Source organism: Kitasatospora sp. NPDC058063 (assembly GCF_042885395.1).
GTDB lineage: Bacteria > Actinomycetota > Actinomycetes > Streptomycetales > Streptomycetaceae > Kitasatospora > Kitasatospora lactacystinica.
Window position 1 is genome coordinate 131,123 of record NZ_JBHVSD010000024.1, and the last position, 22,399, is coordinate 153,521.

General features: G+C 73.8%; 23 protein-coding genes and 1 riboswitch. Of the genes, 7 read left to right on the forward strand and 16 right to left on the reverse strand.

What is annotated here, in order from left to right; translation table 11 throughout:
* Positions 1–98: 98 nt before the first annotated feature.
* Together ACFVUY_RS33315 and ACFVUY_RS33320 are read right to left on the reverse strand one after the other, a co-directional pair.
* Positions 99–1,139 (reverse strand): fatty acid desaturase family protein, encoded by a 1,041-nt coding sequence (locus tag ACFVUY_RS33315; protein ID WP_387736060.1) that lies wholly within the window; start codon positions 1,137–1,139, stop codon positions 99–101.
* 218 nt (positions 1,140–1,357) lie between these two features.
* Complete coding sequence (locus ACFVUY_RS33320; RefSeq protein WP_387736026.1) at positions 1,358–1,963, reverse strand: TetR/AcrR family transcriptional regulator; 606 nt, start codon at positions 1,961–1,963, stop codon at positions 1,358–1,360.
* A 69-nt stretch (positions 1,964–2,032) separates the two neighbouring features.
* Here ACFVUY_RS33320 and ACFVUY_RS33325 point away from each other — a divergent pair, with 69 nt between their 5' ends.
* Positions 2,033–2,905, forward strand: coding sequence for an alpha/beta fold hydrolase (locus ACFVUY_RS33325; RefSeq protein WP_387736029.1), 873 nt, complete (start codon positions 2,033–2,035; stop codon positions 2,903–2,905).
* A gap of 27 nt (positions 2,906–2,932) precedes the next feature.
* Here the strand turns inward: ACFVUY_RS33325 and ACFVUY_RS33330 are convergent, their stop codons facing one another.
* Both ACFVUY_RS33330 and ACFVUY_RS33335 read right to left on the reverse strand, forming a co-directional pair.
* On the reverse strand, positions 2,933–3,592 hold the full coding sequence (locus tag ACFVUY_RS33330) for a TetR/AcrR family transcriptional regulator (RefSeq protein WP_387736031.1): 660 nt from the start codon (positions 3,590–3,592) through the stop codon (positions 2,933–2,935).
* 105 nt (positions 3,593–3,697) lie between these two features.
* Positions 3,698–4,471 carry an SDR family NAD(P)-dependent oxidoreductase gene (locus tag ACFVUY_RS33335; RefSeq protein ID WP_359905802.1) on the reverse strand — a complete coding sequence of 258 codons (774 nt, stop codon included), beginning with the start codon at positions 4,469–4,471 and terminating at the stop codon, positions 3,698–3,700.
* 149 nt (positions 4,472–4,620) lie between these two features.
* Here ACFVUY_RS33335 and ACFVUY_RS33340 point away from each other — a divergent pair, with 149 nt between their 5' ends.
* A complete protein-coding gene (locus tag ACFVUY_RS33340; RefSeq protein ID WP_387736035.1) occupies positions 4,621–5,256 on the forward strand; it encodes an NAD(P)-dependent oxidoreductase in 636 nt (211 codons plus the stop codon).
* Positions 5,257–5,389: 133 nt separating this feature from the next.
* Here ACFVUY_RS33340 and ACFVUY_RS33345 read toward each other — a convergent pair whose 3' ends face one another.
* Positions 5,390–6,304, reverse strand: a complete 915-nt coding sequence (locus ACFVUY_RS33345; protein ID WP_387736038.1) for a hypothetical protein — start codon at positions 6,302–6,304, stop codon at positions 5,390–5,392.
* A 171-nt stretch (positions 6,305–6,475) separates the two neighbouring features.
* On the opposite strand from ACFVUY_RS33345, the gene ACFVUY_RS33350 reads away from it, so the two are divergent.
* Positions 6,476–8,977, forward strand: coding sequence for a helicase-associated domain-containing protein (locus ACFVUY_RS33350; RefSeq protein WP_387736040.1), 2,502 nt, complete (start codon positions 6,476–6,478; stop codon positions 8,975–8,977).
* 10 nt (positions 8,978–8,987) lie between these two features.
* Here ACFVUY_RS33350 and ACFVUY_RS33355 read toward each other — a convergent pair whose 3' ends face one another.
* On the reverse strand, positions 8,988–9,242 hold the full coding sequence (locus ACFVUY_RS33355; protein WP_049652328.1) for a hypothetical protein: 255 nt from the start codon (positions 9,240–9,242) through the stop codon (positions 8,988–8,990).
* Between the two features lie 107 nt (positions 9,243–9,349).
* On the opposite strand from ACFVUY_RS33355, the gene ACFVUY_RS33360 reads away from it, so the two are divergent.
* Both ACFVUY_RS33360 and ACFVUY_RS33365 read left to right on the forward strand, forming a co-directional pair.
* Positions 9,350–9,754 carry a hypothetical protein gene (locus ACFVUY_RS33360; protein ID WP_387736042.1) on the forward strand — a complete coding sequence of 135 codons (405 nt, stop codon included), beginning with the start codon at positions 9,350–9,352 and terminating at the stop codon, positions 9,752–9,754.
* Between the two features lie 97 nt (positions 9,755–9,851).
* Positions 9,852–11,489 (forward strand): DNA repair helicase XPB, encoded by a 1,638-nt coding sequence (locus ACFVUY_RS33365; protein ID WP_359905817.1) that lies wholly within the window; start codon positions 9,852–9,854, stop codon positions 11,487–11,489.
* A gap of 42 nt (positions 11,490–11,531) precedes the next feature.
* Here ACFVUY_RS33365 and ACFVUY_RS33370 read toward each other — a convergent pair whose 3' ends face one another.
* A complete protein-coding gene (locus ACFVUY_RS33370) occupies positions 11,532–11,693 on the reverse strand; it encodes a hypothetical protein (RefSeq protein ID WP_359905820.1) in 162 nt (53 codons plus the stop codon).
* A gap of 358 nt (positions 11,694–12,051) precedes the next feature.
* Here ACFVUY_RS33370 and ACFVUY_RS33375 point away from each other — a divergent pair, with 358 nt between their 5' ends.
* Positions 12,052–14,103: a HelD family protein gene (locus tag ACFVUY_RS33375; RefSeq protein ID WP_387736044.1), complete on the forward strand. Its 2,052-nt coding sequence runs from the start codon at positions 12,052–12,054 to the stop codon at positions 14,101–14,103.
* A 147-nt stretch (positions 14,104–14,250) separates the two neighbouring features.
* On the opposite strand, the gene ACFVUY_RS33380 is transcribed toward ACFVUY_RS33375, so the two are convergent.
* From ACFVUY_RS33380 to ACFVUY_RS33390, 3 genes are all read right to left on the reverse strand, one after another.
* Positions 14,251–14,937, reverse strand: a complete 687-nt coding sequence (locus ACFVUY_RS33380; protein WP_387691638.1) for a copper homeostasis protein CutC — start codon at positions 14,935–14,937, stop codon at positions 14,251–14,253.
* 88 nt (positions 14,938–15,025) lie between these two features.
* Positions 15,026–16,006, reverse strand: a complete 981-nt coding sequence (locus tag ACFVUY_RS33385; protein ID WP_387736046.1) for a hypothetical protein — start codon at positions 16,004–16,006, stop codon at positions 15,026–15,028.
* Positions 16,003–16,386, reverse strand: coding sequence for a PadR family transcriptional regulator (locus tag ACFVUY_RS33390; RefSeq protein ID WP_380349060.1), 384 nt, complete (start codon positions 16,384–16,386; stop codon positions 16,003–16,005). Before ACFVUY_RS33390 ends, ACFVUY_RS33385 begins: the two co-directional genes overlap by 4 nt.
* Positions 16,387–16,452: 66 nt before the next feature.
* Here ACFVUY_RS33390 and ACFVUY_RS33395 point away from each other — a divergent pair, with 66 nt between their 5' ends.
* Entirely contained in the window at positions 16,453–17,172 is a 720-nt protein-coding gene (locus ACFVUY_RS33395; protein ID WP_387736048.1) for a hypothetical protein, read from the forward strand.
* Between the two features lie 6 nt (positions 17,173–17,178).
* Here ACFVUY_RS33395 and ACFVUY_RS33400 read toward each other — a convergent pair whose 3' ends face one another.
* The 6 genes from ACFVUY_RS33400 to thrC form a co-directional block, all read right to left on the reverse strand.
* A complete protein-coding gene (locus ACFVUY_RS33400; RefSeq protein ID WP_387691642.1) occupies positions 17,179–17,352 on the reverse strand; it encodes a hypothetical protein in 174 nt (57 codons plus the stop codon).
* 21 nt (positions 17,353–17,373) lie between these two features.
* Complete coding sequence (locus ACFVUY_RS33405) at positions 17,374–17,730, reverse strand: hypothetical protein (RefSeq protein WP_359905840.1); 357 nt, start codon at positions 17,728–17,730, stop codon at positions 17,374–17,376.
* 164 nt (positions 17,731–17,894) lie between these two features.
* On the reverse strand, positions 17,895–19,517 hold the full coding sequence (gene groL / locus ACFVUY_RS33410; protein ID WP_359905842.1) for a chaperonin GroEL: 1,623 nt from the start codon (positions 19,515–19,517) through the stop codon (positions 17,895–17,897).
* 321 nt (positions 19,518–19,838) lie between these two features.
* Positions 19,839–20,042 carry a cold-shock protein gene (locus ACFVUY_RS33415; RefSeq protein ID WP_030289665.1) on the reverse strand — a complete coding sequence of 68 codons (204 nt, stop codon included), beginning with the start codon at positions 20,040–20,042 and terminating at the stop codon, positions 19,839–19,841.
* A 537-nt stretch (positions 20,043–20,579) separates the two neighbouring features.
* Positions 20,580–20,858 (reverse strand): MoaD/ThiS family protein, encoded by a 279-nt coding sequence (locus ACFVUY_RS33420; RefSeq protein ID WP_387691645.1) that lies wholly within the window; start codon positions 20,856–20,858, stop codon positions 20,580–20,582.
* A gap of 36 nt (positions 20,859–20,894) precedes the next feature.
* Positions 20,895–22,175 carry a threonine synthase gene (gene thrC / locus ACFVUY_RS33425; protein ID WP_387736050.1) on the reverse strand — a complete coding sequence of 427 codons (1,281 nt, stop codon included), beginning with the start codon at positions 22,173–22,175 and terminating at the stop codon, positions 20,895–20,897.
* A gap of 16 nt (positions 22,176–22,191) precedes the next feature.
* A riboswitch (SAM riboswitch) is annotated at positions 22,192–22,328 on the reverse strand.
* Between the last annotated feature and the right edge of the window lie 71 nt (positions 22,329–22,399).

Genomic DNA, 22,399 nt, shown 5'->3' on the forward strand with positions numbered 1-22,399 from the left:
GCCGGTCCGAGCTCCCGCGCGGGACAGCGGCGTTCAGGCCCTCCCGCGCCTCCCGCCGCGGCGGAGGTGACCGCCGGCCGCCGCGGCGGAGGCGACGGTCACCCGTCGGAGCGGAGCGGCTCACCGGCCCGGTGCAGGTGGGCGAAGATCTCCCGGTAGGAGCGGAACAGGCCGGTCTCGCAGTACGGGACGCCCTTCTCGGCGCAGAACTCCCGGGTGATCCGGGCGGCCCGCCCCAGCGCCGGGGTCGGCATGCTGGGGAACAGGTGGTGCTCCACCTGGTAGTTGAGGCCGCCCATCAGCGAGTCGACGAGCAGCCCGCCGCGGACGTTGCGCGAGGTGAGCACCTGGCGGCGCAGGAAGTCGAGCTTCATCCCGGGCGTCACCATCAGCATGCCCTTGTGGTTCGGGGCGAAGACGGACCCCAGGTAGACCCCGAGCAGCGCCTGGTGGACGGCCAGGAAGGCGACCGCCTTGCCGGCCGGGAGCGCGGCGAACACCAGGCCGAAGTAGCCGGCGAAGTGGACCACCAGCAGCACGCCCTCCAGCACCGGGCGCTTCATGACGGGGCTGCGCAGCGCGCGGAAGCTGTTGAAGCTGAGGTTGAGGCCCTCCAGCAGGAGCAGCGGGACGAACAGGTACGCCTGCCGGCGGCCGATGAACCGGGCGAGGCCGCTCGCCTGCCGGGCCTGCCGCTTGGACCACACCAGGAGTTCGGGTGCGACGTCCGGGTCCCGTTCCTCGTGGTTCGGGTTGGCGTGGTGGCGGGTGTGCTTGTTCATCCACCAGCCGTAGCTCATGCCCATCAGCAGGTTGGCGGCGATCCGGCCGCCGATCTCGCTCGGCAGCCGGCGGTCGAAGACCTGGCGGTGCGCCAGGTCGTGGGAGAGCAGGCCGATCTGGGCGAAGACGACGGACATCGCCGCCGCCAGGCCGAGCTGCCACCAGGTGTCGCCCAGCGCGAACAGGGCGTACCAGCCACCGAGGAAGGCGGCGAGCGCCAGGCCCACGCGGACGGCGTAGTAGCCGGGGCGCCGGTCGAGCAGGCCCTCGGCGGCTATCCGGCGGGTCAACTGGGCGAAGTCGCTGCCACCGCTCCCCGGCCGGGGGGAGGGGGCTTCGGGCGCTTCGGTCGTCATCACGGGCTGCGCGGGCATGCCCCGAGTCTGGCGGCGGCCGGCCCGCCCGCAGAACGGGGAAAGCACCCGTCCCGTACGGGTGTTAACCCCCTTGCCGCGAGGGGTGCCGGCCCGCCACCGGGATCGGCGGGGCGGGGCGGCGGCGGGGTGGGGAGCCGGCCGCGGCGGGGATCGACGGGGCGGCGATTCGGCGGGGCGGGGGTTGGGCGGGCGTGCCCTCAGCCGGCTTCCGGCCGGCCGAACAGCTCGTCCAGGTGGTACGCGAGGACCGCGAGCGCCTGCTCACCGGTGCGCTGGCCGCCCAGGACGCTGGAGCCGAGTCCGTTGACCATCGCCAGCAGCCCGGCCGCGACCGTGTCGACGTCCCGCTCCGGCCCGATCTCCCCGGCCTGCTGCGCCGCGCGCAGCTGCTTGGCGAGGAAGCCCTCCAGCACGACCGGCGGCTGCGCGGCCTGCTTCTCCAGCACCTCGGGGTCGCCGAGGACCAGCGTGTAGTACGCCGCGTACGTCCTGGTGATCCGGCGGCTCTCGGCGTCCGTCGGCAGGATGCAGGACAGGACCGCCGTCACCACCTCCCGGGGGGCGCGCGCCGGGCCGATCCACTGCTCCATCCGGGTCTGGAGCTGGGTGCCGAGCCTGGCCAGGGCGTCCAGGAGCAGGCCCTCCTTGGTCGTGAAGTAGTACTGCACGAGTCGCAGGGAGACGCCGGCCTCGGTCGCGACCGCCCGCATGCTGGCGGACTGCAGGCCCTGGGTGTCGGCGATGCGCAGCAGGGCCTCGGCGATCTGCCGGCGGCGTTCCTCGTGGTCGACCTTCGCGGTCATGTTCCGGCCTCCGTACGTCCGACCCGTTCTCCTGGTACACCCGTATCATGCATGTGATACACATGTACCATGCGAATCAGCGAGTTCAGGAACGGCAAGGCCGAAGCCCGCTTCCGCACCGCCTACGAGCGCGCGCTGACCGAACTGCGGCCCCGGCCGTGGACGCCGCTCGACGTCCCCACCGGCTACGGCACCACCCGCGTCTACCGCACCGGCCCCGCCGAAGGACGGCCGATCGTGCTGCTGCCCGGTTCCGGCGGCAACGCGCTGATGTGGCACGGCTACCTCGACACCCTCGCCGCGCAGCACCCCGTGATCGCCGTGGACACCGTCGGCGAACCGGGCGCCAGCGTGCAGAGCGCCCCCATCGCGGACGGCCGCGACGCCGCCCGCTGGCTGGAGGACCTGCTCACCGCCCTCGACCTGCCCACCGCCCACCTGGTCGGCTGCTCCTACGGCGGCTGGATCGCCCTCAACCACCAGATCCACCACCCCGGCCGGACCGCCGGACTCACCCTGGTCGACACGGCCGGCCTGGCCGACCTGGACCGCCGCTTCTACACCTGGATGATCCTCGGCGGCCTCGCCGCCATGGCGCCGCGACCGCTGCGACCCCGGCTGGCCCGACTGGTCGGCAACAGCGCCGTCCTGGAGACCGAACTGATGGCCCTGGTCCGCGCCTCGATGGGCTTCCGCCGCCGGCTGCCCCCGGCCGCCACCCTCACCGACGAGGAACTCGGCCGGCTCACCGCCCCCGCCCTCTTCCTCCTCGGCGAACGCAGCGCCCTGCACGACTCCCGGGCCGTCGCCGACCGCCTGCACCGGCTGGTTCCCGCCGCCCGGGTCGAGATCGTCCCCGGCGCGGGACACTCGCTGCCCACCGACGACCCCGCGGCGGTCACCGCCGGGATCCTCGGCATGGCCGCGCGGCAGACCGGCTGACCGGGCCGCCCGTCGGCCCCGCCGCCGCTACGGCCGCTCCACCGGCCCGCCGAGCGCGGCGCGGACCAGACGGATGACGGCCGGGGTGGCGGCGGTCGGACCACCACCGCCGCCGTCCGGCGTGCCCGCCGTCCCCGTCCCCGTCCCCGTCCCCATCTCCGCCTCCGCCTCCGCCTCCGTCTCCAACGCGTCGTAGGTCTCGAAGGCGGTGAGGACGAAGAGCAGGCTGGCCGCGTCCGGCGGGGCGGCGGGCAGCCGGCCGACCAGGACGGCGGCACCCTCGCGGCGGCGGGCGTCGCGGTCGGCGATGACCCGGCCCACCTCCTCGTCGAGCGCGGCGAGGGCCCGCAGCCGCCGGGTGCAGACCCGGTCGACCGCCCAGAAGCCGCCCATCACCTCGACGAAGCGGTCCACCGCTGCCCAGGGGTCGGCCAGGGTGAAGGCTTCGGCGAGCCCGGCCATACCGCCCTGCGCGGCGAGGGCGTCGCAGACCGCCTCCAGCAGGCCCGCCTTGGAGCCGAACTGGTAGTAGACGGTCGCCCGGGCGACGTCCGCGCGGCGGGCGACGGCGTCCAGCGAGACCCCGCCGGTCTCGGCCAGGTGCGCGCGGGCGGCCGCGACGATCCGGGCGCGGGTCTCGTCGACCTCCGCCTGCCGCTGTCCCATCCGGTAGGACCGGGGGCTCATCCCGCTCGCCTCCACTCGTTCCGCTCGTCCGCGTGAACTGGCAGTATCGCCGATCGGTTCACCCGGGCGGGGCCGCCCCGGCGCCCGCCGGGACGGCCCGGCCGCTCAGAGCATGACCCGCCCGCCGCTGACGTCCAGGGTCTGCCCGGTGATCCAGGAGGACGCGTCCGAGCCCAGGAAGAGCACCGCCGAGGCGATGTCCACCGGCTCGCCGAGGCGGCCCAGCGGGTGCGCGGCGGCGACCGCGGCCTGCACCTCGGGCGGCATCTGCGCCGCCGTCCGCTCGGTACGGACGGCACCCGGCGCGACGGCGTTGACCCGCACGCCCTCACCGGCGACCTCCAGGGCGAGGTGCCGGGTGAACATCAGCACGCCCGCCTTGGCCGTGGCGTAGGCGGCGGAGGCGCCGCTGGGCAGCCGGCCCGCCGTGGAGGCCATGGTGACGATCGAACCGCTGCCGCGGGCCAGCAGGCCGGGCAGGAAGGCCTGGACGGTGAGGAAGGTGGCGGTGAGGTTGCCGTCCAGCACGGCCCGCCAGTGCTCCTCGGTCTCGCGGACGGTCGGCACCGGGTAGCCGTCGCCACCGGCGAAGGCCGCCAGGACGTCGACCGGGCCGAGGTCCTGCTCGATCCGGGCGGCGGCGGAGCCGAGTGCCGTCGCGTCCGTACAGTCGGCGACCAGCCCGAGCGCCCGGGCGCCCTCCGCCCGCAGCTCCCCGGCCACCTCCTTCAGCGCCGCCTCGTCGCGGCCGAGGACGGCGACGGCCGCGCCCTGCCGGGCGAAGGCGCGGGCGGTCTCCGCACCGATGCCGCGGCTGCCGCCGGCGATCACGACCACCCGGTCGGCCAGATCGGGGTACCGCACCTGCAGAACTCCCATGTCCCATCGCTCCTTTGGACTTGCACTCGCGGTGTGCTGTGGTTCACTTGGATTCATTCATACAGTCCGTCTGAATGAATGACAAGCACCGACCCGGGCACCGCCCGAGTCCCGAAGTCCCCGAGTCCCGGAATCCTGAGGAGGAACCGATGAGGATCGCAGTCGTGGGCGCCACCGGACGCACCGGCCGCCTGGTGGTCGACCTCGCACTGGCGGCCGGACACACCGTCACCGCCGTCGCCCGCGACCCCGCCCGGCTACCGGCGCACACGCACGGCAGCACGCTCACCGCGCGGGCCGACGTCGGCGAACCCGGCTCCCTGCACGGCCCGTTGAACGGCCAGGACGCCGTCGTCGCCACCCTCGGCAGCACCGGCCGCGGAGCCACCACCGTCTTCTCCGACGGCGCCCGGGAGCTGACCGCGGCGGTCCGGGACGGCGGCGTCCGGCACCTGGTGACGATGAGCTCGGCGGGCCTGGACACCAGCCGGCTCCCGTTCGCCCAGCGGATGGTCACCAGGCTGGTGGTCGACCGGCTGTACCGGGAGATCCACCACGACCTCGCCCGGATGGAGGCGGTGCTCGCCGGCTCCGACACCGCCTGGACGGTCGTCCGGGTGCCGATGCTCAAGGACGGACCGCCGTCCGCGGGCCCGCAGATCTCCTACGACCGGCCGCTTCCCCGCGCCGGCACCGCCACCCGCGCCACCGTCGCGCACTGGATCGTCGGCCACCTCGGCGACCCGGCGACCTTCCGCCGCCTCGTCCACCTCGCCGACGACTGACTCCCGGCCCGCGCTCCGTCGGCAGCAGCCGCGTCACCCGGGCCGTGAGCGCACGAGCCATGAGCGCCCGGACCATGGAGCCACCGAGCCGCGAACGGCCGTCACCCGACGGCCACCGCTGATCGCCCCCGGCTCAGCCCTGCTGCTGCGGCGGGCGGCGGCGCATGGCGAGCAGCAGCAGGACCACCGCCGACAGCACCGCGGCCAGCCGCAGCACGTTCGGGGCCGACGACCAGCTGATCTGGCCCAGCGGCGAGCCCGACTGGAGGCCGCCGCCCTGCCCCCCGGCCTGTTTGGCCTGCCGCATGGAGTAGAGGGTGGTCGCGCTCATCGTGACCAACGGAATGCCGAGGATCACGAACTTGCGCATCAGGTCGGAGATCTGGCGGGACAGGTAGCCGAGGCCCCAGCCGGCCAGCATGGCCGGGAGGAAGCCGGAGACCGCGCCGCCGACCAGCAGGCCGCAGGAGAGCAGGATCAGCGGGGAGGGCTTGCGGGCGGGCGCGTCCTTCTGCGCCTCCTGGCCCTTGCCCTTCGCCTTTCCCTTCGCCTTGCCCGCGGCCTTCCCGGCAGGGGCGGCGGGCGCCGCCGGGGCCTGCTTGAGCCGGCCCCGGCGCGGCTTCTTCCTCAGGTCCGCGGCGGGCACCGCCGGCTCCGGCGCGGGCTCGGTCTCCTCCCCGGTGCGCTGCTCGGGGATGGGCTTCGGCGCGGGCCGCGGCCCGTCCGAGAAGTCGAAGAGGGTCATCGTCCACGGGCCGGTGCTCGACACCGTGGGCGGCGGGATCGCGTGCGCCCGCGCCTCGGCGGTGGCCAGGTCCGGCGGGTCCAGCGGTACGGACGGGATGCCGGCCGCGCTCGGCGCCGGCGGGTCGTACACGCTGTCGGGGTCGAAGTCCGGCACGGGCCCCGGGGCGGGGACGGGAGCGGAGGAGGGGGCGGACGGAGCCTCCGCGGCGCCGCCGGAACCGGAGCCCGCGCCGGCCTCCGGGCCGCCGCCCGAGCGCTCGCTCCACGGCCCGCTCTTGCGCCACCACTCGCCGTCCGTCATCACCGACCACCCCGCCTCGCCCGTACCGGCCGCCCACCGAACCGCCCTCGGCGTGACGCTACCCACCCCGCCCCCGCCCGCGCGAGTCCGTCCGCGGGTCCGGCGGTGCGCCGCGGGTGCGGCGGGCCGAGGGACACCCTGTCGTCCCCGCGCCCGACTAACCTAGGTCGAATGACCACACAGCAGGGCCCTCAACGCCGGAGCAGGTCCGCCACCGGCCCGCGCACCCTCGCCGAGGAACTGCGCGCCCGTCCGGACGACGCGCTCGCCGCCCTGCTCCGCTCCCGCCCCGACCTGCTGAACCCCGTCCCCGGCGACCTCACCCAGCTGTCCGCCCGGCTCTCCTCGCGCGCCTCCGCGCTGCGCGCCCTGGAGCGGCTCGACCGCTTCACCCTCCAGGTCGCCGAGGCGCTGGCCACCGCCCCGGACGGCACCTCGCTGAGCACCGTCCGCACCCTGCTGACCGGCCCGGCGAAGGTCAAGCCGCACCCCGGCGCGACCCCGCTCACCCCCGCCGACCGGTCCGCCGTCGCCACCGCCCTGCCGCGCGCGATCGCCACCCTGCGCGACCGGGCGCTGCTCTGGGGCCCGGACAACGGGCTGCGGCTGGTCCTCGCCGTCCGCGAGGCGCTCGCCCCGACCACCGGCAACCCGGGCCGCACCGGCCTCGGCCCCACCCTCGCCGACGCCACCATCGGCATGTCCCCGGCCCGGCTGCAGCAGCTGCTCGCCTCCGCCGGGCAGCCCGCCACCCCGGACCCGGTCAGCGCCGTCGCCGCGCTCACCGCACTGCTCACCGACCGCACCCGCTGCGCGGCGCTGCTCGACACCGCGCCCGAGGCCTCGCGGCGGCTGTTGGAACGGCTGGTCTGGGGCCCGCCCACCGGCACCGTCCCGGACGCCGCCCGCCCGGTCACCGCCGAGGACGCCCAGAGCCCGGTCGAGTGGCTGCTCGCCCGCGGTCTGCTGCTGCCCAACAGCCCCGGCAGCGTCGTGCTGCCCCGCGAACTCGCCCTGCACCTGCGCGGCGGCCGCACCCACCGCACCGTCGAGCCGGTCCAGCCCGAGCCCGCGCCCGCCGCCGCCCCGCGCGGCCCCCTGGCCGTGGACGGCGCCGCGGCCGGCCAGGCGCACACCGCGGTCAAGACCGTCGAGGAACTGCTGGACGGCTGGGGCCTCACCCCGCCGCTGACCCTGCGCGCCGGCGGCCTCGGCGTGCGCGACCTCAAGCGCACCGCCCAGTCCCTGGAGAGCACCGAGCGGCAGACCGCCTTCTGGCTCGAACTCGCCTACACCGCGGGGCTGCTGGCCCCCGACGGCGAGGTGGACGAACGCTGGGCCCCCACCCCGGGGTACGACACCTGGCTGCACCTGGACACCGCCGAGCGCTGGTCCGTGCTGGCCTCCGCCTGGCTCGCCGCCACCCGCGTCCCCGCCCTCACCGGCACCGCGGACGGCCGGGGCAAGCCGCGCGCCGCCCTCGGCCCCGAACTCGACCGCACCCTCGCCCCCTCCGTCCGCCGCGCCGCCCTCGCCCTGCTCGCCGAACTCCCGCCCGGCACCCCGGCCACCGCCGAGGAACTGCTGCCCACCCTGCGCTGGCAGCGCCCGCTGCGCGGCGGCCCCACCGGCCCGGACGGCCGCGAACTGCGCGACGAGCTCACCGCCTGGACCCTCGACGAGGCCGAACTCCTCGGCATCACCGGCCGCGGCGCCCTGGCCGCCCCCGCCCGCGCCCTGCTCACCGCCGAGTCCGACCCGGCCGAGGTGCTCGCCCCGCTGCTCCCCCAGCCGCTGGACCACGTGATCCTCCAGCCGGACCTCACCGCGATCGCCCCCGGCCCGCTGCTCACCCCGCTCGCCCAGGCCCTCGCCCTGTGCGCCGACATCGAGTCCAAGGGCGGCGCCACCGTCTACCGCTTCACCCCGGCCTCGGTGCGCCGCGCCCTCGACGCCGGCCGCACCGCCACCGACCTGCGGTCCTTCCTGGAGCAGCACAGCCGCACGCCCGTCCCGCAGCCGCTCGCCTACCTGATCGACGACGTCGCCCGCCGGCACGGCGTCCTGCGGGTCGGCGCCGCCTCCTCCTACCTGCGCTGCGACGACCCGTCCCTGCTCGGCGAGGTGCTCGCCGACCGCCGCTCCGCCGACCTGCGGCTGCGGCTGCTCGCCCCCACCGTCCTCGCCTCCCAGGCCGCCCCGGACGTGCTGCTCGCGACCCTGCGCACCATGGGCTACGCCCCGGCCGCCGAATCCGCCGAGGGCGACGTGCTGATCACCCGCCCGGACAGCCACCGCACCCCGCCCCGGACGGCCCCCGTGCCCGTCCCCGACGGCCCGCCCGCGCCCGACGACACCCTGCTCGCGGCCGCCATCAAGGCCATCCGGGCCGGCGACCGCGCGGCCACCGCCACCCGCCGCGATCCCGCCTCCGACCCGCGCCGGCTCCCCCGCACCGCCGCCGCGGAGACCCTGGCCGCCCTGCAGACGGCCGTCCTGCTCGGCGAGCGCATGTGGATCGGCTACCTCAACGCCGAGGGCATCGCCAGCCAGCGCATCATCGACCCGGTCAAGGTCGAAGGCGGCTTCGTCACCGCCTTCGACCACCACGCCGACGAACTCCGTACCTTCGCCCTGCACCGCATCACCGGCGTCGCGGAACTCGACGAGTGAGTCCGGGGCCTCAGTGCCCCTGCTGCGCCTCCTTCATCTTGTCCTGGACGGCCTTGTCCGCCAGGCTGCCGATCTGCCCCTGCCCGACCGGCATCGAGCCGCCGGTGACGGTGTCCGCCAGCAGGAACCCGGGCGCCGCGAGCAGGCCGCCGGGCCCCTCGCCGATGCCCGCGAGGGCGTGGGCCGAACCGGCCGAGGAGGCGGTGGCCGCGAAGGCCGAGCCCATCAGGGCGAGGGCGGTGAGAACACGCTTCGACTTCTTCATGGCCAGCTCAACGAGCGAGTACGCACCGTGGTCACTCGAAGTAATTGACGGGCCGGTCCCATCGGCGTAGTCCGGAAGCAGGGGATTCCGACAAGGAGGCACCCACCATGCTCGGCGAATTGATCGGTGAGATCCAGGGCGAGGAGACCGGCCGACGCGTCCTCGCCGCCGGAGACGGGCACCCGGTCGTCGAGGTGTCCATCAAGGGCACCGGCAGCTACTACGGCACCGCCGTCAGCACCATCGCCACCTACGAATCCGAACTGCGCTCCGACGGCTCCCTGTTCGGTGAGGGCCAGGGCGTCGACATGACCGCCGACGGCCAGGGCGTCGGCTGGCACGGCAGCGGCATCGGCCACTTCACCGACGGCGGAGGCACCAGCTTCCGCGGCGCGATCTTCTTCTCCACCGCCTCGCCCGCCCTCGAACGCCTCAACGGCGTCGTCGGCGTCTTCGAGTTCGAGACGGACTCCGGAGGCAAGATCACCGGCAAGTTCTACGAGTGGAAGTAGCCGCCCGGGAACCGGCCCGCCCACGCTCCCGGCGGAATGCGCGACACTGGAGGGTCTGCGTCAAACCACCCTGTCAGCCAGTGGAGGGCTTCCCCGCGTGAACGACGGACCGCTCATCGTCCAGAGCGACAAAACTCTTCTCCTGGAGATCGATCACCCCAAGGCCGGCGACTGCCGTCGCGCCATCGCGCCGTTCGCCGAGCTGGAGCGGGCGCCCGAGCACGTGCACACGTACCGGGTGACGCCGCTCGGCCTGTGGAACGCGCGGGCGGCCGGGCACGACGCCGAGCAGGTGGTGGACGCCCTGGTGACGTACTCGCGCTACCCGGTGCCGCACGCGCTGCTGGTGGACGTGGCGGACACCATGGGCCGGTACGGCCGCCTCCAGCTGCTCAAGCACCCGACCCACGGGCTGGTGCTCACGACCACCGACCGGCCGGTGCTGGAGGAGGTGCTGCGCTCGAAGAAGATCGTCCCGCTGGTCGGCGCCCGGGTCGACCCCGACACCGTGGTGGTGCACCCCTCCGAGCGCGGGCAGATCAAGCAGGTGCTGCTCAAACTCGGCTGGCCCGCCGAGGACTTCGCCGGCTACGTGGACGGCGAGGCGCACCCGATCGACCTGGACGAGGACGGCTGGCAGCTGCGCCCGTACCAGGCGCAGGCCGTCGAGGGTTTCTGGCACGGCGGCTCGGGCGTGGTCGTGCTGCCCTGCGGCGCCGGCAAGACGCTGGTCGGCGCGGCCGCGATGGCGCACGCCAAGTCGACCACGCTGATCCTGGTCACCAACACCGTCTCGGCCCGCCAGTGGAAGCACGAGCTGGTCAAGCGCACCTCGCTCACCGAGGACGAGATCGGCGAGTACAGCGGGACGAAGAAGGAGATCCGCCCGGTCACCATCGCCACCTACCAGGTGATGACGACCAAGCGGAAGGGCGTCTACGCCCACCTGGAGCTGTTCGACGCCCGCAACTGGGGCCTGGTCGTCTACGACGAGGTGCACCTGCTGCCCGCGCCGGTGTTCAAGTTCACCGCCGACCTCCAGGCCCGCCGCCGGCTCGGCCTGACCGCCACGCTGGTGCGCGAGGACGGCCGCGAGGGCGACGTGTTCAGCCTGATCGGCCCCAAGCGCTTCGACGCGCCGTGGAAGGAGATCGAGGCCCAGGGCTACATCGCGCCCGCCAACTGCTGCGAGGTGCGGGTCACCCTGACCGACTCCGAGCGGCTCGCCTACGCGACCGCCGAGCCGGAGGAGCGCTACCGCTTCTGCGCCACCACGGCGACCAAGCGGCGGGTGGTGGAGGCGCTGGTCAGGAAGCACGAGAAGGACCAGACGCTGATCATCGGCCAGTACATCGACCAGCTGGACGAGCTCGGCGAGGCCCTGGACGCCCCGGTGATCAAGGGCGAGACCAGCAACGCCCAGCGCGAGAAGCTCTTCGACGCCTTCCGGAACAAGGAGATCGGCGTCCTGGTGGTCTCCAAGGTCGCGAACTTCTCGATCGACCTGCCCGAGGCCACCGTGGCCATTCAGGTCTCCGGGACCTTCGGCTCCCGCCAGGAGGAGGCCCAGCGCCTCGGCCGGGTGCTGCGTCCCAAGGCGGACGGCCACGCGGCGCACTTCTACTCGGTGGTCGCCCGCGACACCGTGGACCAGGACTTCGCCGCCCACCGGCAGCGCTTCCTGGCCGAGCAGGGCTACGCGTACCGGATCATCGACGCGGACGACGTGCTGTAGGACGGCTGTCCGGCACCGGTTCCGTACCGGACACCGTCGCGTTCAGTACCGGACACCGTCGCGCCCGAGGAAGATCACGCGCGCGGCGGTGTCCAGGGCGATGCCGACGTTGCGCACGACGGTGCTGAGCGGATTGCGGTGACGCCCGGAGACGGCGGTGGCGCCGGCCGGGCCGGATCGGGGGATGCGGTTCGTGGTGCTCATGTCTTCAACGGTAGGCACCCGGGCGGCCGACGGCATCACTCCAAAGGCCGTATCCGCAGGTGCACGGGTCGTCCTGCCGGTGTACGGCCGCCCCCGACACCCCGCAGGGAGGAACCCCGAGACCCCGTGGGGAGGAACCCCGAGACCCCGCGGGGGCCCACCCCGGGAGCCGCCGGGCTGGAACCGCCGGGCGGACGGGTCTAGGATCGTCCGTCTGCCCCCTCCCGAACCGTGGTACCTGCTGAAGTCCCGCAGGCAGCCGGGGGAGGTGCCGACCGCACGGCAACCGGTCGGCGTGCCCACCGTGAGCTCCTACGATCCGCTGCGCCCGCCACCGGGGCAGCCGGGAAGGTTCGCTGTGCCCGCCACCCCCATCACCGACCCCCTCCAGCGCGAACGCGACCACCTGGCCGCGTCCCGGGCCGCGCTGCGCGCCATGCGCGAGGACGTCGAGTCGCTCGACATCCGCGACGTGACCGGCACCTGGGTCACCGCCCTCGTGCTCCAGAACCAGATCGAGGCCAGGATCGCCGCACTGGCCGACCTCTCGCACACCCCGCTGTTCTTCGGCCGCCTCGACTACCTGCACGCGATCAGCGAGGAACTGAGCGAGGGCAGCGGCGGGGAGAACTTCTACATCGGCCGCCGGCACGTCCACGACGCCGACGGCGACCCGATGGTGATCGACTGGCGCGCGCCGGTCTCCCAGCCGTTCTACCGGGCCAGCCGCACCGCGCCGATGGACGTCGAGCGCCGCCGCCGCTTCGGCTACACCGGCGGCGAACTCACCGCCTACGAGGACGAGCACCTCAGCGATCCGGCCGAGGACGACACCGCCTCCGCCCTGCTGGCCGCCGAGATCGAGAAGCCCCGCGTCGGCCCGATGCGCGACATCGTCGCCACCATCCAGCCGGAGCAGGACGAGATCGTCCGCTCCGACATCACGGGCACCATCTGCGTCCAGGGGGCGCCCGGCACCGGGAAGACCGCCGTCGGCCTGCACCGCGTCGCCTACCTGCTGTACGCGCACCGCGAGCGCCTCGCCCGTACCGGCACCCTGGTGATCGGGCCGAACAACGCCTTCCTGTCCTACATCGAGCAGGTGCTCCCGGCCCTCGGCGAGCTGGACGTCGCCCAGGCCACCGTGCAGCAGCTGGTCGGGCACGTCGAGGTGAGGGGCGAGGACGACCCGCAAGCGGCCCGGCTGAAGGGCGACGCCCGGATGGCCGAGGTGCTGCGCCGGGCGGTGCGCTCGAACATCACCCTGCCCACCGAGCCCTGCGTGGTGGTCCGCGGCTCCCGCCGCTGGCGCGTGCCGGTGTACGAACTGGCCGAGATCATCGAGGAGTTGAAGGGCCGTGAGGTCCGCTACGGTGCGGCGCGGGACGCCCTGCCGCAGCGCATCGCGCACGCCGTGCTGCTGAAGATGGAGCAGGGCGGCGAGGCCCCGGACGACCGGGTGCAGGACGCGGTGGCCCGCAACAGCGCCGTCAAGGCGGTGGTCAAGGAGTGCTGGCCGGCCGTGGATCCGGCGAAGGTCGTCCTGCGGCTGCTCTCCGAGCCGGAGTTCCTGGCCACGTGCGCCGAGGGCGTGCTGACGCCGGAGGAGCAGCAGGCGGTGCTCCGGCCCAAGCGCGACCGCTCGGTGCGGACCGCCCGCTGGACGGCGGCCGACGCCGTCCTGGTGGACGAGGCGACCGACCTGGTGCAGCGCACCCCCTCGCTCGGGCACGTGGTGCTGGACGAGGCCCAGGACCTCTCCCCGATGCAGTACCGCGCGGTGGGCCGGCGCTGCACCACCGGCTCGGCGACCGTCCTCGGCGACCTCGCCCAGGGCACCACCCCGTGGGCGACGGCGAGTTGGCCGGAGGCGCTGCGCCACCTGGGCAAGCCGGAGGCGCACATCGAGGAGCTGACCAAGGGCTTCCGGGTTCCGGAGGAGGTCATCGCGTACGCCTCCCGGCTGCTCCCGGCGATCGCCCCCGGCCTGGCCCCGGCCTCCTCGGTCCGTGAGGCCCCGGGCTCGCTGACGATCCGCCGGGTCGCCGACGGGGACACCACGGAGGCGGTCCTGGCGGCCTGCCGGGAGGCGCTGGGGCACGAGGGCTCGACCGGCCTGATCGCCGCCGACGCCCGCATCCCGCAGCTCGCCGAGGCGCTGACCGCCGCGGGCCTGCCGCACCTCTCCCCCGGTGCCGAGACCAGTGCGGAGGCCCGGCTCACCCTCGTCCCGGCCTCGCTGGCCAAGGGCCTGGAGTACGACTACGTGGTGCTGGACGAGCCGGCCGCGGTGATCGCCGGGGAGCCGGACGAGCGGACCGGCCTGCGGCGGCTGTACGTGGCGCTGACCCGTGCCGTCTCCGGGCTGACGGTGCTGCACGGCGAGCCGCTGCCGGAGCAGCTGCGGTAGCGCGCGAGAGGGCCGGTCCGCGGACCGGCCCTCTCGCCCGGTGGCCGGCCGCGGCCGGCCACCTCGGGCGCGCGGCACGGGCTCTCAGTGCGGACTCTCGGCGCGGTGCTCGGCCCGGGCGCGCGGTACGGCGCCCGCCGCGGGCTCTCAGGCGTCGATCAGCGCCCGCCACTCGGCGACCTTGGCCGCGTCCACCGGTGTCCGCCAGCCGTCGACCCGCACCGCGCCGCCGACGTGGAAGGCGTCGAAGCCCTCCGCCCGCAGCTCCTTCAGGTGCTCGGCCCGCAGGCCGCCGCCGATCAGGATCCGCTGCCGGTACCCGGGCTCGCCGGCCCGGGCCAGCTCGGCCGACAGCACCTCGCGCCCGGCGTCCACCCCGGCGGCCGCGCCGGAGGTGAGGAAGGTGTCCAGGCCGGGCAGCCCGCCGACGGCGGCCCGCAGGGCGGCCCGGTCGGCGCTGTGGTCGATGGCCCGGTGGAAGGTCCAGCGGCAGCCGGCGATCGCCCCGGCGACGGCCGTGGTGGCGGCCAGGTCGACGGCGCCGTCGGCGTCGAGGAAGCCGAGGACGAACTCCTCGGCCCCCTCGGCCCGCAGCGCGGCGGCCCGGGCGCACAGCTCGTCCACGTCGCCGGGGGCGAAGCCGTCCCGGATCCGCAGCATGACCCTCAGTGGGATGCCGACGGCGGCCCGGATCCGGCCGAAGTCCTCGACGGACGGGGTGAGCCCGTCGGCGGCCATGTCGGTGACCAGTTCGAGCCGGTCGGCGCCGCCCGACTCGGCGGCCTGGGCGTCCTGGGGCGTCAGCGCGATGACTTCGAAAATTGGTCTAGACATATTCGACAGCCTGCCACATCCGTCCGCCCCCGGAAACTCCGAGGAGGCCGTTCCGGTCACCCGGCGACGGCCTCCCCGCTCCTCCCGGTCAGGCCGGTCCCCGGACCGCCCCGACCGCCTCCCGCCGCCCGAACCGGTGCACCGCCACCGCCACCAGCAGCAGCACGGCCACCGTCGGCGCCACCAGCGGCAGCAGGTGCGAGACCCCGCCGGACTCGCGCCAGATGTTGAACACGCAGCCGGGGCCGGTCAGCACCAGCACCGCCGCCCCCACCGCCGCCGGCGCCATCCGCCCGCGCAGCCCGGCGAGGGTCAGCAGCAGCGGCACGATCAGCATCACCACGACCCACTCCCGGTCCAGCGGGAAGTTGGTGTCGTCCCAGCTCTGGGCCGTCTCCAGCAGTGCGCCCACCGCCACCGAGGCCAGCACCAGGCCGCCCGTGCGCCAGGTCGGCCGGGGCAGCAGGTCGGTCGGCGCCGCGACCAGCAGCAGCGCGGCCGCGACGAACGGCAGCGTGGCCATCCCGATGTAGCCGCTCCACCACAGGCTGAAGTAGGGGGACACCGCGGCGTCCGCCAGGTCGTTCCACACGGCACCCACCAGCTCGTACAGCGCCGACGCGCCCAGGATCAGCGCGCTGCCCCGCACCGCCGCCCACCGTCCCAGGAGGGCCGCCACCACCAGCAGCGCGGCGGCCACCGGCGGGCAGAACATCGCGAACCGGGTCCCGAACGAGTCGTCCCAGGAGAACCGGGTGGCGACCCGGTCCGCCGTGGTCAGCCAGGCCGCCAACGCCGCCCCGGCCACCGCCCCGGCGAGCATCGGCGCGAGCAGCGCCAGCAGCCGCCCGGCCGGCGAGGCCCCGGTCAGTCCGAGCCGCACCCGCAGCCCGTACACCGCCAGGCCGAGAACCTCCCGAGCGACCGCCAGCCGGCCGCCGGCCGCGGTCGTGTCGGCGAACACCTCGGCCAGTTCCTCGCCGCGCTCGCGGCGGTACCGCTCCGGGTAGAGCTGGAGCGCGGCCCGCAGCACCGCCGAGGGCGCCGCGCCGATCGTCGGCGTGCTCATGAGAGGCCTCCCCCCGCCGCGGGCCGCCCCTGCGACCCGGCCTTGCCCGGCAGCATCGACCGGATCCTGCTCAGCCGGCGCTCGGCCTCGGTGGCCACCGCCCGCAGCCGCTCCGCCTCGGCGGCCAGCGCGTCCCGGCCCGCCCCGGTCAGCGCGTAGCTGCGCCGGGCCCGGCCGTCCACCACCTCCTCGGCGGCGACCTCGATCAGGCCCTGGCCCAGCAGCCGGTCGAGCGCCCCGTAGAGCGTGCCGGTGCGCATCCTGACCCGGCCGTCGGAGATCGCGGCGATCTCCTGGATGAGCGCGTAGCCGTGCCGCGGGGCGTCGGCCAGCGCGGTGAGCAGCAGCAGCGTGGGCTCCTGCATGGAGCGTTCAGTCATACGACTACATATATCGTCAACCTACCTATAGGTCCAGCGCCCGGCCGGGCCGCCACAATGGTCGCCATGCCGACCACCGAGCACGACCCGTCCGCCGCCGGGCACCGGCCGCCCACTCCCGGGCACCGGCCGCACGGCGAAGACCCGCTCACCGAAGGCCCGCTCACCGAGGGCCTGCTCGCCGCCTGGACCGCCCTGCTGCACCGCTGCGGGGCCGCCGCCGAGCCCGAACCGTACGGCCGGGAGCTGCTGCGCCGCTGGTCGGAGCCGCAGCGCCGCTACCACACCGTCACCCACCTGCACGCCGTGCTGGAACACGTCGACGAGCTGGCCGGGCACGCCGACGACCCGGAGGCCGTCCGGCTCGCGGCCTGGTTCCACGACGCCGTCCACCGCCCCGACCGCACCGAGAACGAGGAGCGCAGCGCCGCCCTGGCCGTCCGCGCGCTGACCGCCGCCGGACTGCCCGCCGAGCGGGTCGCCGAGGTCGAGCGCCTGGTGCTGCTCACCGTCGGCCACGACCCGGCCCCCGGCGACCGCAACGGCGAGGTGCTCTGCGACGCGGACCTCGCCGTCCTCGGCGGCAGCCCCGAGGCGTACGCGGCGTACGCGGCCGCCGTCCGCGAGGAGTACGGCTTCGTCCCCGCGCCGGACTTCTCGGCCGGCCGGGCCGCCGTCCTGCGCCACCTGCTCGCCCTGCCCGCGCTCTACCGCACTCCCGCCGCCCGCGAGCGCTTCACGGCCGCAGCGCGGACCAACCTGACGGCCGAACTCGGCTCCCTCTGACGGCCGTCAGCCCCGGCGCGCGAGCACCCGGTCCGCGGCGGCCATCCCCGCCATCACGGAGGGGACGCGCCCCAGCACGGCCCACCAGGCGTCCTGGTCGGCCCCCAATAGCTCGACCGCGGCCCACCACAGCCCGAGCCCGCAGCACCCGCCCGCCGCACCCCACACCCAGCGCTTCATACCGCCACGGTACGCACGGGTCTACGCGAGCTTCCCCACGGGTGCCACCACCGCGCCCTGCTTGCCGCACACCCAGTGCGGGTCCGGCCCCAGCTCGGGCTCCACGCCCAGGGCGTGCGGGTCCCCGTCGGCCGCGCAGTCGGCGCACAGCGGCCAGCGCCCGTACGCCTCCAGCAGCGCGTCCTGGACGTCCTGGGCGACCAGCCCGAGCACGTACTCGGTGCCGTCCGGCCACTGCTCCAGCCACCAGCGGCGGTGCGTCACGGCCTGCTCCACCAGCGAGACGACGGCGGCGTCCGCCACGTCCCGTGCGGTGAGGTCGGCCAGGATCAGTGCCCGCGCGTTGTGCAGGGCGGTCTCGATGTCGTCAGCAGCCATCCGTCCATTCTCCGTCGACACGTCCGGAACGCCGAAACGCCCGGAGCGCCCGGAGCGCCCGGAGCGCCGACACGTCCGAACGCCGAAACGCCGTGTGGGCGGCCCCCCGAAGGGAACCGCCCACACGGACGAGGTCCAACCGATCCGATCGAAAGCGATCAGGATCAGAAGTCCATGTCACCGCCCGGCATGCCGCCGCCGGCGGCCGCGGCGGCCTTCTCCGGCTTGTCGGCGATGACGGCCTCGGTGGTGAGGAACAGCGCCGCGATGGAGGCGGCGTTCTGCAGCGCGGAGCGGGTGACCTTGGCCGGGTCGATGATGCCCTCGGCGATCAGGTCGACGTAGGTGTTGGTGGCCGCGTTCAGGCCGTGACCGGCGGGGAGGTTGCGCACCTTCTCCACCACGACGCCACCCTCCAGGCCGGCGTTGGTCGCGATCTGCTTGATCGGGGCCTCCAGCGCGACCTTGACGATGTTGGCACCGGTGGCCTCGTCGCCGTCCAGCTCCAGCTTGTCGAAGGCGACACCGGCCTGCAGCAGGGCGACGCCACCACCGGCGACGATGCCCTCCTCGACGGCGGCCTTGGCGTTGCGGACGGCGTCCTCGATGCGGTGCTTGCGCTCCTTGAGCTCCACCTCGGTGGCCGCGCCGGCCTTGATGACGGCCACGCCGCCGGCCAGCTTGGCGAGGCGCTCCTGGAGCTTCTCGCGGTCGTAGTCCGAGTCGCTGTTCTCGATCTCGGCACGGATCTGGTTGACGCGGCCCGCGACCTGCTCGCTGTCGCCGCCACCGTCGACGATGGTGGTCTCGTCCTTGGTGATGACCACCTTGCGGGCGGTGCCCAGCAGGTCGATGCCGGCGTTCTCCAGCTTGAGGCCGACCTCCTCGGAGATGACGGTGCCACCGGTGAGGATGGCGATGTCGCCGAGCATGGCCTTGCGGCGGTCACCGAAGCCCGGGGCCTTGACGGCGACGGACTTGAAGGTGCCACGGATCTTGTTCACGACCAGGGTCGACAGGGCCTCGCCCTCGACGTCCTCGGCGATGATGACCAGCGGCTTGCCGCTCTGCATGACCTTCTCCAGCAGCGGGAGCAGGTCCTTGACCGAGCCGATCTTGGAGTTGGCGATGAGGATGTACGGGTCCTCGAACGTCGCCTCCATGCGCTCCAGGTCGGTGGCGAAGTAGGCGGAGATGTAGCCCTTGTCGAAGCGCATGCCCTCGGTGAGCTCGAGCTCCAGACCGAAGGTGTTGCTCTCCTCGACGGTGATGACGCCTTCCTTGCCGACCTTGTCCATGGCCTCGGCGATGAGCTCGCCGATCTGGGTGTCGGCGGCCGAGATGGAGGCGGTGGAGGCGATCTGCTCCTTGGTCTCCACGTCCTTGGCCTGGGCCAGCAGCTGGTCCGAGACGGCGGCGACGGCCTTCTCGATGCCGCGCTTCAGGGCCATCGGGTTGGCGCCGGCGGCGACGTTGCGCAGACCCTCGCGAACCAGGGCCTGGGCGAGCACGGTGGCGGTGGTGGTGCCGTCACCCGCGACGTCGTCCGTCTTCTTGGCGACCTCCTTGACGAGCTCCGCACCGATCTTCTCGTACGGGTCCTCGAGCTCGATCTCCTTGGCGATGGAGACACCGTCGTTGGTGATCGTGGGGGCGCCCCACTTCTTCTCCAGCACGACGTTGCGGCCCTTGGGGCCGAGCGTGACCTTCACCGCGTCGGCGAGCTGGTTCATGCCACGCTCAAGGCCGCGGCGAGCTTCCTCATCAAAGGCGATGATCTTGGCCATCAGAAGTGGTCCTCCGGGACACGGTCGACTGCTCGGACCAAGGGGTGCCCGCGACGGACGGCCCTGGTGCGCGGAGGTCCATTCCCTCCGCTCCCGGGGGCCTCACCGACCCGGTCCGCTGTCACTCTCACACTGTGAGTGCTAACGCCAATGATTAGCACTCCGGGTGGGCGAGTGCAAGCCCAATCGACAATCCGCGAGCCGCCGCCGGGGCCGCCCGGGAACGCCGACGGGCCCGTGCGACACGAGTCGCACGGGCCCGTCGAGAAGCGAGAGGTCACCAGCCGCAGGGCCGCGCCGAGCTCCTGGGGTCGGAAGGGGTCAGACCGCGGCGCGGACCATGTCCGCCTGCGGGCCCTTCTGTCCCTGAGAGATCTCGAACTCGACCCGCTGGCCCTCCTCGAGGGTGCGGTAGCCGTCCATCTGGATCGCGCTGTAGTGGACGAAGACGTCCGCACCACCGTCGACCGCGATGAAGCCGTAGCCCTTCTCCGCGTTGAACCACTTGACGGTGCCCTGAGCCATTCCGAACTCCCCTAGTGCTGTGCTGGCCCTTCACGCGCCCGCAGGTCGCGGGCCCGGGTTGGTTGAAGGCCGGCCCGGGGAACCCCCCCTGGGCGCAGCCGTGCACGCCGCAACCCTCCGTGCAGGACGCCAGGCGGCTTCCGGCGAGCGGGTGATTGCGTCGACCGCCGCTGAATGTATCCGGATCGACGCCCTCTGCAACAGGGCCAGCCACCGGTAATTCCGCCTCGATGTCAAGGGACAGGACGGGCCGAATCGGAATAATCTCGGCATTTCACGCCGGACATAGCGGACGAATTACTCAAATGTCCGCGGGAATTCTGACATCCGCCTGACATGTTTCACGGGCCGGTCCCGCCGGCCGGACGCCCCCGGGCCGAGCACTGCGGGGGCCGAAAGGGAAACCCTGTTCCCAACCGAGCCACACTCTACTCCGACTCGACCGGGAAATATTCCGGCCGGAATGCCAGCGGTCGCCCGCGCATACGGGAAACGGAATTCCGTACGCGCGGGCGACCGCGGGTTGGTCGCGAAGGCTCAGCAGCCGCCGGCCACCGCCGGGATGATCGAGATGCCGGCGCCGTCCTTGATCTCCGTCGCCAGGCCCTCGGCGAAACGCACGTCGTCGTCGTTCACGTAGACGTTCACGAAGCGGCGCAGCTTGCCGGTGTCGTCCAGGATGCGGGCCGAGATGCCCGGGTGGTTCTTCTCCAGGTCGGCGACGACCTCGGCCAGGGTGACCCCCTCGGCGGTCACCACGGCGGCACCGTCGGTGTAGGTGCGGAGGATGGTGGGAATGCGGACGTTGGCGCTCATGACTCTCCTTGCGGGGGGCGGGGCCGATCGGGTGGTTCAGGCGGACGCGAGGCCGGCGGCGCGGAACGAGTCCAGCGTCGGGCGGATGACGGCGGTCATCCCGGAGTCGGAGACGGCGTCCAGGGTCTTCAGGCCGTCGCCGGTGTTGATCGCGACGGTCTCCTTGGCCGGATCCAGCTGCCCGGTCTCGACCAGCTTCTTCAGCACGCCGACGGTCACCCCGCCCGCGGTCTCGGCGAAGATGCCCTCGGTCCGCGCCAGCAGCCGGATCGCCGCCACGACCTCGGCGTCCGTGACGTCCTCCACCGCGCCACCGGTGCGGCGGGCGATGTCCAGCACGTACGGGCCGTCGGCCGGGTTGCCGATCGCCAGCGACTTGGCGATGGTGTCCGGCTTGACCGGCTTGATCACGTCCCGGCCGGCCTTGAACGCGGCCGACACCGGCGAGCAGCCCTCGGCCTGGGCGCCGAAGATCCGGTACGGCCGGTCCTCGACCAGGCCGAGCCTGATCAGCTCCTGGAGGCCCTTGTCGATCTTCGTCAGCTGCGAGCCCGAGGCGATCGGGATCACGATCTGCTCCGGCAGCCGCCAGCCGAGCTGCTCGCAGATCTCGTACGCCAGCGTCTTGGAACCCTCGCCGTAGTACGGCCGCAGGTTCACGTTGACGAAGCCCCAGCCCTCGCCGGCCGAATCGCCGATCAGCTCCGAGCAGAAGCGGTTCACGTCGTCGTAGTTGCCCTCGATGCCGACCAGCTCGCCGCCGTACACCCCGGCCATGACGACCTTGCCCTGCTCCAGGTCGTGCGGGATGAACACGCAGGACCGGAACCCGGCCCGGGCCGCCGCCGCCCCCACCGCGCCGGCCAGGTTGCCGGTGGAGGAGCAGGACAGCGTGGTGTACCCGAACGCCCGGGCCGCCTCGATCGCGCAGGCGACCACCCGGTCCTTGAACGAGTGCGTCGGGTTCCCGGAGTCGTCCTTGACGTGCAGCTGGGCGGTGAAACCGAGCTCCCGGCCCAGGTTGTCCGCCTTCACCAGCGGGGTCCACCCCGGGTTCAGATTGGGCTTCGACGCCACGTCGGCCGGAACCGGCAGCAGCGGCGCGTACCGCCAGATGGACGCCGGACCGGCCTCGATCCGCTTGCGCAGCTCCTCGGCGCCCTCGCTGCCGAACTCGTAGGCGATCTCCAGCGGGCCGAAGCACTCCAGGCAGGCGAAGCTGGGGCCGAGCGGGAAGCGGGTGCCGCACTCGCGACAGGACAGCGCGGCGGCGGGGCCGAGGTCGACGGAAACAGGTGCGGCGGTGTCGATAGCCATGATGGCGAGGCCTCTCTCCTCATCTTCCCCGTGGCACGGTCGCGCCACAGGCCGGAATTGGCACCTGTCCCGCCGGGGCCTGTCGACAGACAGCCGCGCGGGAAGGTTGCCGGGACGTCAACGGGCCGTTCCCTCAGTCCCTCTGGATGAGCTTGTGAAATTGTGGTGGTGCTCAACGGCGACCCCGGCGTGCAAAGGTCCGACCGCTGTACGAAGACTGTATC

What these genes read in the sequence shown, in the direction of transcription:
- ACFVUY_RS33355 (WP_049652328.1), bottom strand. Translation starts at nt 9,242, where the DNA reads ATGAAGAAGTCGAAGCGTGTTCTCACCGCCCTCGCCCTGATGGGCTCG.
- ACFVUY_RS33315 (WP_387736060.1), bottom strand. Translation starts at nt 1,139, where the DNA reads ATGACGACCGAAGCGCCCGAAGCCCCCTCCCCCCGGCCGGGGAGCGGT.
- ACFVUY_RS33320 (WP_387736026.1), bottom strand. Translation starts at nt 1,963, where the DNA reads ATGACCGCGAAGGTCGACCACGAGGAACGCCGCCGGCAGATCGCCGAG.
- ACFVUY_RS33395 (WP_387736048.1), top strand. Translation starts at nt 16,453, where the DNA reads ATGCCGACCACCGAGCACGACCCGTCCGCCGCCGGGCACCGGCCGCCC.
- ACFVUY_RS33345 (WP_387736038.1), bottom strand. Translation starts at nt 6,304, where the DNA reads ATGACGGACGGCGAGTGGTGGCGCAAGAGCGGGCCGTGGAGCGAGCGC.
- ACFVUY_RS33405 (WP_359905840.1), bottom strand. Translation starts at nt 17,730, where the DNA reads ATGGCTGCTGACGACATCGAGACCGCCCTGCACAACGCGCGGGCACTG.
- ACFVUY_RS33400 (WP_387691642.1), bottom strand. Translation starts at nt 17,352, where the DNA reads ATGAAGCGCTGGGTGTGGGGTGCGGCGGGCGGGTGCTGCGGGCTCGGG.
- ACFVUY_RS33420 (WP_387691645.1), bottom strand. Translation starts at nt 20,858, where the DNA reads ATGAGCGCCAACGTCCGCATTCCCACCATCCTCCGCACCTACACCGAC.
- groL (WP_359905842.1), bottom strand. Translation starts at nt 19,517, where the DNA reads ATGGCCAAGATCATCGCCTTTGATGAGGAAGCTCGCCGCGGCCTTGAG.
- ACFVUY_RS33325 (WP_387736029.1), top strand. Translation starts at nt 2,033, where the DNA reads ATGCGAATCAGCGAGTTCAGGAACGGCAAGGCCGAAGCCCGCTTCCGC.
- ACFVUY_RS33390 (WP_380349060.1), bottom strand. Translation starts at nt 16,386, where the DNA reads ATGACTGAACGCTCCATGCAGGAGCCCACGCTGCTGCTGCTCACCGCG.
- ACFVUY_RS33385 (WP_387736046.1), bottom strand. Translation starts at nt 16,006, where the DNA reads ATGAGCACGCCGACGATCGGCGCGGCGCCCTCGGCGGTGCTGCGGGCC.
- ACFVUY_RS33340 (WP_387736035.1), top strand. Translation starts at nt 4,621, where the DNA reads ATGAGGATCGCAGTCGTGGGCGCCACCGGACGCACCGGCCGCCTGGTG.
- thrC (WP_387736050.1), bottom strand. Translation starts at nt 22,175, where the DNA reads ATGGCTATCGACACCGCCGCACCTGTTTCCGTCGACCTCGGCCCCGCC.
- ACFVUY_RS33335 (WP_359905802.1), bottom strand. Translation starts at nt 4,471, where the DNA reads ATGGGAGTTCTGCAGGTGCGGTACCCCGATCTGGCCGACCGGGTGGTC.
- ACFVUY_RS33360 (WP_387736042.1), top strand. Translation starts at nt 9,350, where the DNA reads ATGCTCGGCGAATTGATCGGTGAGATCCAGGGCGAGGAGACCGGCCGA.
- ACFVUY_RS33370 (WP_359905820.1), bottom strand. Translation starts at nt 11,693, where the DNA reads ATGAGCACCACGAACCGCATCCCCCGATCCGGCCCGGCCGGCGCCACC.
- ACFVUY_RS33415 (WP_030289665.1), bottom strand. Translation starts at nt 20,042, where the DNA reads ATGGCTCAGGGCACCGTCAAGTGGTTCAACGCGGAGAAGGGCTACGGC.
- ACFVUY_RS33380 (WP_387691638.1), bottom strand. Translation starts at nt 14,937, where the DNA reads ATGTCTAGACCAATTTTCGAAGTCATCGCGCTGACGCCCCAGGACGCC.
- ACFVUY_RS33350 (WP_387736040.1), top strand. Translation starts at nt 6,476, where the DNA reads ATGACCACACAGCAGGGCCCTCAACGCCGGAGCAGGTCCGCCACCGGC.
- ACFVUY_RS33330 (WP_387736031.1), bottom strand. Translation starts at nt 3,592, where the DNA reads ATGAGCCCCCGGTCCTACCGGATGGGACAGCGGCAGGCGGAGGTCGAC.